The following is a 12869-nucleotide window of genomic DNA, read 5'->3' on the forward strand; positions in this document are numbered from 1 at the left end:
TCCGCAAGCTTACATCCGGGACGGATTTAGCGCATAAATCCGCTCATAAAGGGGGTACCACGGCCTCGATTATGTATTCTGCTCCTGATCATCTTATATAGGAAATAGTATACCATGAAAAATATGACGCGTGACGAAAAAGCCGGGACTCAGCGCACCCGGCTTCTTCACCTGTATTCATTAATTCGTGATCATTTGGTAAATCAATTTGGCCAGCTCCGCGCGGGTAACAAATCCCTTCGGATCAAAACGGCCTCCGCCTTTCCCGTTCATGAACCCCAGCTGATTCGCCCGGCCAACGGCTTCGGCAGCCCAGGACGACACCTGATTCATGTCCTTGAAGGCCTCCTTACCGGAACCGGTCCGCTCCCTGCCGTATAACACATCGCTCAGCTTTACCAGAATGACGGCCGCTTCCTCGCGGGTAACGGTATCCTGCGGCCGGAATTTGCCATCACTCCCCTGGATGATGCCTAGCTTCACCGCTTCCGCCACAGCCGCGGCATAATAAGCAGCTTCAGGCATATCCTTGAAGTTCTGACCGGCAGCAGACATGTCAACGCCGGCTGCGCGCATAGCCAGGGTAACGAAATCGGCCCGAGTTACGTTCAAGCCGGGAGCATAATGCTCATCATCAATGCCTTGGATCCAATGCTTGGCAGATAGCTTGGCGATATATTCATCCGCCCAGGTGCCCTGTACGTCCTTGAACTGCTTATGATATTCCAGCACGGCGTAGGCGCCTGGCTGCTCCGCCGAGAAAATGACAGAACTTCCATCAAAGCGTCCGCCCTTATAGCTCGGCTTCAAGCCTTGCAAAAGATATACGCCAGCATAGTCGGACTGCAGCTGCTTTAACTGTTCAGCTGACAGGCTGCGGTTGATGGTAACCGGACCTCCAAATGCGGTAACGGCTGTTTCAGACTGTCCTTTGATGAGGGACAACCGCAGCGTGAACACCAGGCCGCCATGCATATAATTGGTCGAGGACCCGATCGCGCCGGATAGCGCTTGTTTCATGGTGTCATTCATGGATGTGTCGATCTTCAGCAGCAGCTGCTCCGCATCATCCAAATGATCCGGAAGTGCTGCTGCCGGATACGTCACGTTCAAGCCCGGTGCAGCGATAATCAGGGACTGATTGCTGTCCTTCGCTTTCTTGACCGCTGAAGCCGGGAGGTACAAGGCCAAATCTGCGGGTTGTCCGCTGCTGCTGCCGTTTAACACCAGCGTTACCTTGCCGTTCGTAGTGCCGACAAGGGCTTGCTCAAGCGCCTTGGCATCCGCACGGTATGCACCGTCAGACGAAGGCTGCAGCGCGAGCTGCCCTTTTCCCGTTTCGGGTGCTGGATTCGAAGGGGCGCTTGGCGTTCCGGAATTTGTCGATCCGCTTCCGTCACTGCCATGACCGCCGCTTCCCGGAATTTCCGGATGAACTTCGCCGGTTTCCTTGCCGGTATAGAAGCCCCAAACATCGGACAGCACGCTGCCGCTGAACGCATCCTCGGCTTTGACATACCACTGGTTATAGCTGTTGGCGGCAAGCCCTTTCCAGACGACGGTAGCTTCAGTGCCGCTCTTCACGTCGGACTGGGCACCGATATTCTCGTCCGTATACACTTTGACGCCGATATAATCTGTTGCCACGCGTTTGGTGGTTGGCGCAAGTCCAAGGTCCAGACTGAATTCGTCCTTGCCGGGCTCAGTCTGCGGATCATAGTAATTGTAATCGTCCAGATAAGGAGAATACGTTTTGATATGCAGCTTGTTGTTCTTCATGTCGAACTGCATTAAGCGGATATAGCCGAGTCCGCCTTCCGGCGCGCCTTGATAGTCGGCCAGCATTTGATACACGCTGCGATCCGGAATGCCATCCCCATTGTCGTCAAGCTGGTCCACTTTAAGCTCCGCATCGTGATAGTGGCCGGACAACGCAGCGATGACATTTTTATTCGGCTTGATAACTTTCTCGAAAATTTGATCGGCGATCGGCGCCCGGTTATTCGATACAAGCAGATATTCATGAAGACAGAGAATCGCTTTTCGTTCCGGATATTTGGCAACGACCTCGTTCATCCAGTCGATTTCCTTGTCACCTAGGCCCCAGCCCATATATACGATGATAAAATCATTACCGTTCGACGAAACCAGATCGTAATGGCCCATGTTATCGTCATACGAACCGCCGTACACCTGGCTGTTTCGGAAACGGTCCGCACCGAAATACTGCTTGAACTTGGTATAATCGTTGTTCTGATGATCGACGTCATGATTGCCTGCAAGCACGCCGTAAGGGATATTGGCATTTTCCAGCACCTTCATATCCTTGTCGGCTTCGATCCATTGGTACTCCTGGTAGGATTTATCCACCACATCCCCGGTATGGATCACGTATTTTATATTCATTTTCTCCTTTTGCTCCACGACCCAGTTGACGATCTTTTGATAAATCAGCGGATAGCTTTGGGAGTAATACTGCGTATCGGACATCCAGACAAACGAAAAATCATATGGATCCTGCGTTTCCGGCGTCGGCTTGCTGCCGCTGCCGGCAGCTTGGACCGCGATTTCATCCTGCACCATCACATCGATTTTGCCGCCGCTCGCATAGTCACCGGCCTGAACGACCGCCTCCAACGCAAAATCGTCCGGGCCGGCAATCACATGATCCAGCTGCTCCCATTTTTGGCGCGTCTGGCTCCAGGCATACAAGCTGACCTTGCGCCCTTCAAGTGATTTGCCCTTCCAATTGATTTCGACCCTGTCGCTGCTTTTTACAGAAGGATCCAGTTTCACTTCAAAGCGCTGATAAGGAAACTGCTCCACGGAATCATTCACGAGATACTTCCCGTCTTCCGCGCTGATCTTTTCATAGTCTTCCTTGGTAAGCGCCTTTTCCCCGGCAGGGGACATTTCCTTCGGAGGTTCGGTTACCGACGTATTCGTATAACCCGCAAAGACTTCGGGACGGCTTCCATCATATTTGAATCCCTTATAGAAGGTGACTTTCATAGGATCCTCGTTTGGATCCTGGACTTTCACCGTCAGTCCGGCAGAGCTGCCCACACCGGTCTGTCCCTGAGTCGGACTGATCAACTGCGGGGCAAGCGGATTTTCGTCCGGCACCTTAAAGCTCACGGTTTGCTCGGAAATGTTTCCAGCATGATCGGACGCCTGGATATGCAGCTGATGCGTGCCACCCTTCATTTGTCCGGAAGAAGTAGCGTACGGAAGCGCAATCGTTGTGTCATCCAGCTTAACGGTGACCTGATCTACCCCGGCGTAAGCATCCGTCACATCCGCATCAATGACGAATTCGCCTCGATATTCCTTGCCTTCCTCAAGGGTCGGCTTGATGACAGGCGCCGTATTATCGACAATGACGCTGGCCGTCACTTCCTTCGTCCCGTCCGTTGCCTTGATTTGATGAGGGCCATCCTTGGCCGTCTTCGTGTTCCAGGTGTAAGCTTTGGCTTTCAGGTTCTCCTTCTTCAATGCAAAATGGAATCCGATGGCTTCGCTTTTACCTGCGGAATCGCCCATCTTGATCTGTTTTTCTTGTTCGGCATAGGCAGGATCCCAAATCTCCGTGCCGTCTGCAAGCAGCAGTCTGACGTTTTTAACTTCAAAATCATCCTTATTCTCTTCCGGACGCTTGTCAAACGGCGACGTTTTCGATCCCGCCCGGATAAAAATAACGTTATCCCCTTCGTTCAGGCGCTCGGCGCTGATCGGGAAGGACAGGGTTGTATACGTCGTTATCGGATCCATGAACGTATATAGAATCGTTTTATCTTCAAGCTCCGGCGGGCCCATCGTTACGGCGTTTTTAAAATAATAATCCACGTTCACGGCGTCAAATACGAAATAGGCGTCATGCTCCAGTGCCGAAGCTGTCTCGCTATCTCCGATTTGCTGTCCGTCAAGAGAGAGGCTCACGCCAGCCGCTACACCGGATTCGGACGTCCCCTTGATCGTGTGCGTGCCTTTCAAGATTTCCTTGTCTTTAACGTTCAGACGCAGCGGTTCGCCATAAAAGCCGCCGGTTACGTCCACTTGGGCCGTATTCGATTTCGTTTCGTTCGTCCCGTCGGACACCACGAAATAATATTCGATGTATTTGCGTCCGATCAGATCGGCCGAGGTAAGCCTGTAATGATACATCATATCATTGTAGTCTTCCATTAAGCGGTGCACGGTGAAATCGCTCTGCTTGTCGGAGCGCACGTACACCTCGACGGAAGCGACTTCATGATCGTCCTTGGCATCCAGTTTGATCTCTAGCCCCTTGGACTGATCCACTTCAGTCAGACCGGTCAAATCCTTAATCACCGGAGGCTCCGCATCCAGTTCAACATGTACGGGTGCAGCCGGTACCTGCGATGGAAGGACCAATCCCGGGGAGGGCGCCGCGCTGCCGGAGCTGGCCTTGATCATCACGCTGCTCCCATTCACCGGATAACTGTAAACAATCGCTTTGTCTTCTTTCGTTTCATCCGACTTCGTCCCGCCCTCATACATGAGGTCCGCGTCATAATAAGCGGAAGAAATCTCTTTGCCTGTATTCGTCTTAATAACGACCGCCCGTCTGCCGGAGTTAGCCATACCATCGCTCTGAATGCTCTGCAGCGTTACGTCCGGAATCAGGTTCGTATGATAAAAGCTGTTGAAATCATCTGCCTTGTAGTTCGTGTTAGCCGTATTTTTAATCCAGAATACAACGGATTGCTTGGAAGGAATCGTAAAATCCTTGTTCACAGAGGCCCATTCCACGTCCGCGGACGGCCCTTTATCCGGATATCGGTAATAGATTTTGTAATTTTTGAAGTTAACCGGCTGATCGGTATTGTTGTACACCTCGATGTATTCGTATGCATCCGAAGAAGTCCCCTGCACGTTCGCTGAATTGGGAACCAGCTCCGTTACAAGCAGCGTCGGTGCTTTGGAAGCATCGAATGCCGGCATGTTGACCTGAGTCGTGTATGCTTTGTCCAACACGCCTGCTTGAATTCGGTATTGCAGCGTGGGCTCTACCAGGGCCGAGGCGGGAATCGTAGCCGCATAATCTCCGCTGCCACCGGAATCCGTCATCGTCGTCACGGTATATCTTGCTTGCGCCGGCGTCTTGTAGAGAAGCTTTACGGGAGCCTTGGAGCCATCCGCATTGGTCCCCGGATTTTTGACATGGGCTTTGATTTCAAGATCCTTGGCATCCACGGCCTCCGCTGGGCCATGGCTGATATCAGTCTGCTGACCCTCATCCACAACCGGCGGCACCGCCTGATCAGGATCGATGCTTCCCGGCGTTGCCGGAAGCTTCCCGGACGAATCCAAGACGCCCATCACGATGCTTCCGGCCGCAGGATGCTTGAAGAACACGCCCATATTCGCTTTGACATGGGATGGTTCATAGGAAGCCGATACCACCGTTTCCCCCGACGCCGCCTTAATCATCAACGTTCGCGCGCTGCCGTTAGCCATTCCTCCTTTACCGGGTATGCGGAACAGATTGACGCCTTCAATTAATTGAGCTCCGTAATTTTGATTAAATTCCTCGGTTTTTACTTCCGTATTCTTGTCGTTCATAATCCAGAATACGATAGGTTGACGTGCCGGGATGACCACATCCGTTGCGGCATCAGGTGCCCATACATCCTTGTTGTTATAGAAAAAAGTATAATCTTTGAAGTTTACCGGCTGATCCGTATTGTTGTAAACCTCTACAAATTCATAAGCGTCCGTTGTGGTTCCCGGAAGGTCTGTGGTGTCAGGTACCATCTCGGTAATCAGCAGCGGAGGCACTTGCGCGGCAGCCGCCATCGCTTGCGGCACTTCGTTCTGAGAGGCTTCCGCTTCAGTCTGGATCGAGGTCGTGTACGTTTCGGACTTCAGGATCGTTCCTTCCGTATCCCATACTTCGATGGTGTACATCAGCTCATGTCCAATCAATGGCTCGCCTGGAATAACGCCTACGTATGTATCCGCCTGCTGACCCGGCGACAAAGGAACCGGCATTTGGTCTTCTCGATCAACGGAGAAACGGATCTGTCCCGTCCATGGACCGGTTACGCCTTCAATTTGTGCGGTTACTGCATAGTCCTGCTTCTTGGGAACCGAGGCTGCCGGCGTATGCTGCAGGAGGATCGTCTCCGATGGACGGCCGGAGCTGATCTGTCCATTTTCTGCAGGCGCTTCCACGGTTGACGGTTCCGCGCTCACCGGCGCGGGAACAAAGGATGGCGTTCCCGCCGCAAGTATCATGCTGCTCAGCATGACGATCGTCACGCTTCGTTTCATTCGGTTGGTCCTGTTCAATGCTGCTTCCATCTCCTTTATCATTGGCATGGCTTCGCTACTTCCATTTCTATTGTATAAAGGAAATGTTCGCTGAATATTAATGCTTCGTAAATGGATAGTTAATATCGTTAAATCTCGAAATATATTAAATAAAACATTTTTCATTCATAAACCAATAAAAAACAGGAGCCGCACACATGCAGTTCCATTCATCCATCAAATTTGATTAGTACAATCTTTGCTCATAGCTCTCCTTTAAGGACGCTCGAACCTCCTCAGTGGAGAGGCGCAGCCTTCCGGCATGCTCGGCAATGATCTCCGCCGGGTCAGGCAGGACCTCGGATGACGGCCAGGAATCGGGCTGCCATAGTCCGGACCGTTTAAAAGCCTTGGCACAGTGCATATAGCATTCCTCCACTTCGACCCCGATGCCGGCGGCAGGCACTTTGCCTTGGGCTGTCATCCGCTCCAGCAGATCGCGGTCGCGGATAATGTATGCTTTGCCGTTGATCCGCAATGTTTCTTCCAAACCGGGAATGATGAAAATCAGCCCGATCCGCGGATTCGCAAGCAAATTGCGCAGCGTATCGTAACGGCGGTTGCCCGGGCGTTCCGGCAGCACGAGATGATGATCATCCACGATATGTACGAAGCCCGGGGCATCGCCGCGCGGAGAGCAGTCGCACGCTCCTTCTGCATTGCTGGTAGCGACGAATACCATCGGCGACAGCGAAATGAAGTTCCGGCAGTGATGGTCTATCCGTTCGATGACCTTCTGGTTAACCAGCTCCCGCGGCCTGCCTGCAAGCTGCTCCAGCTCTTCTTCGGATTGGATCAAATCTTTGAATATGCTCATGTTCCCACCTCCGCTTCTATTATAAAGACGAAAGAATAAAAAAACAGCCAGCGGACTCATAAAGGTCCGGGCTGTTCTTCCTTTGTCAGCTGTTCGCGTCCGCATATTCGGCCATCGCATCGCGCATAAACCGTGCAAGTCCTTCACCGAACTGATCAATGTTACGGGTAAAGCGTTCGTCGTCAACGTACATTTGGCCCAATCCCTTAAACGCCTCCAGCGAGTATTTGCCCATCCGGTTCAGCCAGTCGTACCACTCCCCGATCGCTTGCTGGGCTTCCTCCGAAGCTGGCGGTTCATTCCGAAGGGCTGCCAGCTTTCGGTAAATGGCATTCATTTCCTCGCCCAGCTGTTCCTGTTCTGTCTTCGACAGCTTGTTCAGCTTGGCATTGGATTCGTCAACCGCTTGATCCCCCCAGCGTTCTCTGGCTTCCTGCTCATAAGGGTTGCTGCTGAAATCAAAGCCTGCAAATTTATCCTCGTTCGTCATCTCGATCTCTCCTTTTTCATGCTTCATCGTTTTCTCCAAGGTTTCGATCATCCGCTCCAGCCGGACGCGCTTTTCCAGCAGCAGCTTATGGTGAAGCTCCATCGCCTCCCTGCGGTTGAAATCGGGACGGCTGACGATCTCCCGGATTTGCTTCAGCGGAAACCCGAGCTCCCGGAAGAACAAAATCTGCTGAAGCAGCGCCAGGTCTTCGCCTGTATAGACGCGGTATCCCGCTTCGGTCGTTTCGCTTGGATGCAGCAGACCGATATCGTCATAGTGATGCAGCGTGCGCACGCTGATGCCTGCCAGCTCGGCGACTTCCTTTACCATCATGGATGTTCTCCTCCTTTCACCATCACTATAGAGAATGACGTAACGTGAGAGTCAATAGGCTGATTTAAAATTTGACCCGCATTCCAGGCTGGCCTGTGATTTTATTTGCCGTCCATGATATCATAGAAATCAAACCGCAATCTACATATGAAATGACACCATATATTCAAGGGAGCTGAACATATGAAACAGGAAATCATGGACCGCTTTATTTCCTATGCCAGAATCGAAACGCAATCGAACGAGGATAGTCCGACTTGTCCTTCCACACCAGGGCAATTGACACTTGCACGCAAGCTGGTCGAAGAATTGCATGCGCTTGGCATGCAGGACGTGACCATGGACGAGAACGGCTATGTCATGGCTACGCTGCCTTCCAATACAGACCGGGATGTGCCGACCATCGGCTTTCTGGCGCATGTGGACACGGCAACGGACTTTACGGGAGCCGGCGTCAATCCGCAAATCGTTAATAATTATGACGGAGGCGACATCGTTCTGAATTCCGGATTGAATGTTGTCCTTTCCCCTAAGCAATTTCCCGAGCTTTCCGGATATCAGGGCCACACCTTGATCACTACGGACGGGACAACCTTGCTCGGCGCCGACGATAAAGCCGGCATCGCCGAAATCATGACCGCTATGGCTTATCTGATCGCCCATCCGGAGCTTAAGCATGGCCGAATCCGGGTCGCATTCACTCCCGACGAGGAGATCGGCAGAGGTCCCGAGAAATTCGATGTCAAGGCCTTCGACGCCACCTTCGCCTATACGATGGACGGCGGCCCGCTGGGCGAGCTCGAATACGAAAGCTTCAATGCGGCCAAAGCCAGCATCACGATTAACGGCACGAATGTCCATCCGGGCACGGCCAAAAACAAGATGGTCAATTCCGTCAAAATCGCCATGGAATTGAACGGCATGCTGCCAGCAGAGCAGGCGCCCGAGCATACCGACGGCTATGAAGGGTTTTACCATCTCCTCAGCCAAAACGGCGATACGGAGCGCACCCGTATGGAATATATCATCCGCGATTTCGACAGAGCGGAATTTGAAAACAAGAAAGAAAATTTGAAACGGATCGTGAAGGAGCTTCAGGCGAAACACGGAGAAGAACGTATCGTGCTGGAGATGCGCGACCAGTATTACAATATGAAGGAAAAGATCGAGCCTGTAAAAGAAATCGTGGACATCGCCTACGCGGCAATGGAGAGCCTCGGAATCAAGCTGATCGTGAAGCCCATCCGCGGCGGAACCGACGGATCGCAGCTATCCTACATGGGTCTGCCTACACCTAACATTTTTACCGGCGGCGAAAATTACCACGGCAAATTCGAATACGTCTCGGTCGATAACATGCTGAAGGCCGTGCAGGTTATCGTGGAAATCGTTCAACGCTTTGAGCAGCGCGGCGAATGAGCAGCATTCCAGAAGGGAATCGCCAAGGCAACATCGAGCGCTTTTCCGGTTACGAGAATACCTATGACCGCTACCGCCCCAGCGCCCCTTCTCAGGTCGTGGACATACTCACAGGTTACTTGCAGCACCGGCCGGAACTTGTACTCGATGTCGGCTGCGGTACCGGACTTTCCACCTTTATCTGGGCCGACCATGCAGACAGCATCGTCGGCGTGGAGCCCAATGAAGATATGCGAAGCAAAGCCGAATCGAAGCTGGATTTACAGAGTCAACAAGGCGGCGCAGGCCGAATCCGGTTTATGGGCGGATACTCGAACCAGCTGGATTTTAAGGATGCATCTGTAGATGTGGTCACTTGCTCGCAATCCTTCCACTGGATGGAGCCGGTCAGCACGCTGGCCGAAGTTGCCCGGGTGCTGAAGCCTGGAGGCGTGTTCGCCGCCTATGATTGCGACTGGCCGCCATCAGCCTCCTGGCAGGTGGAGAAGGCGTACGTAGAGCTGCTCGCCCATGCAGACGATCTGCTGAAGGAACGCCAGGCAGAACAGGAGCAAGCCGTGAAACGCGACAAAAACTCGCATCTTCGCAGCATTATCGGAAGCCATCGTTTCCGCTATGCACGGGAAATCGTATTTCACAACATGGAGACCTGCGACAGTGAACGATATTTCGGCCTGGCGCTTAGCCAAGGCGGTCTGCAAACCGTCATGAAGCTCGGATTCACGGAGCTGGACGAACAAATCCGGCGGTTTCAGGAATCGGTAACCGATTATTTCCAAGGCCGCACGCTGGACGTCATGTTCAGTTACAGAATGAGGATCGGCATCAAGTAAACGTAATAAGGCGGATCAAGAATACTCTTGTTCCGCCTTTTTTCATTACCGCTACAGCAAGTCGCAGAGCGGTTCGAATCAAAATTCTCATCCTTCTTGTTTCAGCTTCATCATCAAACGCATCACATTTTCCGACACGCGTTCCATATTTTTCTCCCCCTGCTTCAAGGCATCCTCAAGCGTCGAAGCACCCGGCATAATTCCGAAGATGGCATCGATCCCCTCCGCGTACAATGTCTCGATATCATCCCCGATCCGGCCGGCAAACGCGACAACCGACTTTTGGTGTTTTCGGGCCACTCTGGCAACGCCAAGCGGCGTTTTACCGAACTGCGTCTGGAAGTCGATGCTGCCCTCGCCCGTCCAGACCATATCCGCCTCTTGCACCTTGTGCTCCAGCCCGGTATATTCAATGACCATCTCAATCCCTTTTTTCAGCGTACCGTTCAGGAACACCATGAGTCCCGCGCCGAGTCCCCCGGCTGCCCCGGCTCCGGGAACCTCCGCCACATCTCTGCCTAACTGGGACTTGATCAGTTCCGCATAATGCCGAAGATTCGCATCGAGGAGCTCGATCATCTCCTGCGTCGCTCCTTTTTGAGGACCGAATACGCGGGAAGCCCCCTCCGGCCCGCATAAGGGGTTGGTAACATCGCATGCCACCTCGACCTGAACGTTGCTTAATCTCGGATTCAAATTCGCGAGGTCTATTCGTTCCAGCTTTCCAAGCTCGCCGCCACCGGGACCAAGCTCCTTCCCGTCCGCGTCCAATAACCTTCCCCCCAGAGCCTGCAGGGCACCGGCGCCGCCGTCATTCGTGGCGCTTCCGCCGATCCCTATCAGGATCTTCTCGACACCGCGCTCCAGTGCGGCGTGGATCAGCTGACCTGTTCCATACGTTGTGGCCGCCATGGGATTCCGATCCGCAACAGGGACAAGACCGATTCCGCTTGCGCTGGCCATCTCCAGAACGGCGGTCTTCCCGTCCCCCATAATTCCCAAAGACGCTTGCACCTCTTGCCCCAATGGTCCTCTAACGGGAATTACATGTATTTGCCCTCCGGTCGCATCGACTAAAGACTGCATGGTACCTTCCCCGCCGTCCGCCATGGGGACGTGCACACAGCGGACATGCGGATTCACGCGATGAATCCCACGCTGCATCGCCTCACAGGCTTGTTTAGCCGTCATGCTCTCCTTGAAGGAATCGGGTGCGAGCACGATCACCGTCTCTTTGTCCATTTTCTTACCTCCTATCCGCTTCGTCGTATCAAGATCAAGATGAAAGCAAAACAGAATGCTTGCAGCATAACAGCAGCATGTCAAAAAAAACGCCAAATCCTTCGGACCGGACGCTTTTACCCTAGATTTTGGAGATGCGGATTTGGCGAATGACCTGATTGGTCACCTCGGACAACAGCAGCCCGAGCGCAATCGCGCCCGACATCATGAATGCCTCAGCCCCCGACTGAACCGCCTGGTCATATTGGTTTTCGACCGCATTGCGCATGGCGTCGTAGGCTAGTCCTCCAGGAACAAGCGGAATAATGCCCGAGACGCTGAATACGATGATCGGCGTGCGGTAGGTTTTCGCGAAAATATAGCTGATCATGGTCACGCAATAGGCCGCCACGACCGTAGCTGTTAATCGCTGGACGCCGATGTCCTGCAGCCAGATGTACAGCACCCATCCGACCATTCCCGCGAGCCCGCATTGGATCAGCGCCTTTTTGGGAGCGTTAAATATCATGCCGAAGGCCGCTGAAGCGATGAAACTGGTTACGATTTGCTCGATATACATATGGTCCTCCTATTGAAAAGAAAGCATGAACGCGATGCCCGCGCCGATCGCAAAGGATGTGATGAAAGCCTCCGCCCCTTTGGACAGTCCGGAAACGAGGTGGCCTGCCATCAGATCCCGGATCGCATTGGTAATAAGCAGCCCGGGAACGAGCGGCATGACGGAGCTGATAATAATGATATCGCGCGCCTGTCCAAAGCCGGATTTTACGCTGAAAATGGAACATAATCCGATCATCAGCGCCCCTGAAAATTCCGCGAAAAACTTGACCGGGACGAAGCGATGCAGCAGCACCGAGCAGTAATATCCGATCCCGCCCGCCAGCATCGCCGGAATGAAATCGGCCCAGGTGCCGCGAAACATGATCAGGAAACAGCCGCTGGCCACGGCAGCCATCAATACGTTAAGCCATAATGGATAGATTGCTCCCGCACGGTCGATATCCTGCAGTTCCTTATAGGCCTCTTCGATGGACAGTCCGCCTGCGCTGATCCGTCGGGATAAGCTGTTCACCTGATCAATTTTATACAAATGGGTAGTCCGCTCCGTAATCCGGTTCAGCCGGGTCATCGGCTGCGGGTCCTCCAGGGAGAAAATGATTCCTGTCGGGGTCATATAGCTGTGCGTATGGTCGATTCCGTAGGAGGAAGCGATCCGCATCATCGTATCTTCTACCCGGTACGTTTCCGCTCCGCTCTGCAGCATGATTTGTCCCGCGAGCAGACACAGCTTCATGATTTCCCGTTCTTTCTGCAATGAATCCTCCAAAAAAGCCTGCTCCTTTCACCGCTTGCCTGCAGTCATGTCAAATTACATACAGTATAATGCCTTTTGCAGATA

At 53.0% G+C, this 12869-nt stretch carries 8 protein-coding genes; 2 read left to right on the forward strand and 6 right to left on the reverse strand.

Annotated features, from left to right (window positions below):
- Positions 1-180 precede the first annotated feature (180 nt).
- The 3 genes from PCH05_RS10455 to PCH05_RS10465 all read right to left on the reverse strand — a co-directional run bounded on the left by PCH05_RS10455 (position 181) and on the right by PCH05_RS10465 (position 7976).
- Positions 181-6315 (reverse strand): S-layer homology domain-containing protein, encoded by a 6135-nt coding sequence (locus tag PCH05_RS10455; protein WP_164766614.1) that lies wholly within the window; start codon positions 6313-6315, stop codon positions 181-183.
- A 208-nt stretch (positions 6316-6523) separates the two neighbouring features.
- Entirely contained in the window at positions 6524-7153 is a 630-nt protein-coding gene (locus tag PCH05_RS10460; protein ID WP_127602324.1) for a pyridoxamine 5'-phosphate oxidase family protein, read from the reverse strand.
- An 85-nt stretch (positions 7154-7238) separates the two neighbouring features.
- Positions 7239-7976, reverse strand: coding sequence for a MerR family transcriptional regulator (locus tag PCH05_RS10465; protein ID WP_127602325.1), 738 nt, complete (start codon positions 7974-7976; stop codon positions 7239-7241).
- 183 nt (positions 7977-8159) lie between these two features.
- Between PCH05_RS10465 and pepT the strand changes: the two genes are divergently transcribed.
- Positions 8160-9395 carry a peptidase T gene (gene pepT, locus PCH05_RS10470; protein ID WP_127602326.1) on the forward strand — a complete coding sequence of 412 codons (1236 nt, stop codon included), beginning with the start codon at positions 8160-8162 and terminating at the stop codon, positions 9393-9395.
- A complete protein-coding gene (locus tag PCH05_RS10475; RefSeq protein ID WP_127602327.1) occupies positions 9392-10228 on the forward strand; it encodes a class I SAM-dependent methyltransferase in 837 nt (278 codons plus the stop codon). The genes pepT and PCH05_RS10475 overlap by 4 nt, the downstream gene beginning before the upstream one ends.
- A gap of 87 nt (positions 10229-10315) precedes the next feature.
- Here the strand turns inward: PCH05_RS10475 and PCH05_RS10480 are convergent, their stop codons facing one another.
- From PCH05_RS10480 to PCH05_RS10490, 3 genes are all read right to left on the reverse strand, one after another.
- Complete coding sequence (locus PCH05_RS10480; RefSeq protein ID WP_127602328.1) at positions 10316-11470, reverse strand: glycerate kinase family protein; 1155 nt, start codon at positions 11468-11470, stop codon at positions 10316-10318.
- Between the two features lie 121 nt (positions 11471-11591).
- Positions 11592-12029, reverse strand: a complete 438-nt coding sequence (locus tag PCH05_RS10485; protein ID WP_127602329.1) for a threonine/serine exporter family protein — start codon at positions 12027-12029, stop codon at positions 11592-11594.
- A 9-nt stretch (positions 12030-12038) separates the two neighbouring features.
- Positions 12039-12797: a threonine/serine exporter family protein gene (locus PCH05_RS10490; protein ID WP_246049450.1), complete on the reverse strand. Its 759-nt coding sequence runs from the start codon at positions 12795-12797 to the stop codon at positions 12039-12041.
- Positions 12798-12869: the final 72 nt, after the last annotated feature.

Origin of the sequence: Paenibacillus chibensis, from assembly GCF_004001045.1 — a bacterium.
In the GTDB taxonomy this organism is placed as follows: domain Bacteria; phylum Bacillota; class Bacilli; order Paenibacillales; family Paenibacillaceae; genus Paenibacillus_AQ; species Paenibacillus_AQ chibensis.

Excerpts from the sequence above, each read along its gene's own strand:
- PCH05_RS10485 (WP_127602329.1), bottom strand. The coding sequence starts at position 12,029 with ATGTATATCGAGCAAATCGTAACCAGTTTCATCGCTTCAGCGGCCTTC.
- PCH05_RS10460 (WP_127602324.1), bottom strand. The coding sequence starts at position 7,153 with ATGAGCATATTCAAAGATTTGATCCAATCCGAAGAAGAGCTGGAGCAG.
- pepT (WP_127602326.1), top strand. The coding sequence starts at position 8,160 with ATGAAACAGGAAATCATGGACCGCTTTATTTCCTATGCCAGAATCGAA.
- PCH05_RS10465 (WP_127602325.1), bottom strand. The coding sequence starts at position 7,976 with ATGATGGTAAAGGAAGTCGCCGAGCTGGCAGGCATCAGCGTGCGCACG.
- PCH05_RS10480 (WP_127602328.1), bottom strand. The coding sequence starts at position 11,470 with ATGGACAAAGAGACGGTGATCGTGCTCGCACCCGATTCCTTCAAGGAG.
- PCH05_RS10475 (WP_127602327.1), top strand. The coding sequence starts at position 9,392 with ATGAGCAGCATTCCAGAAGGGAATCGCCAAGGCAACATCGAGCGCTTT.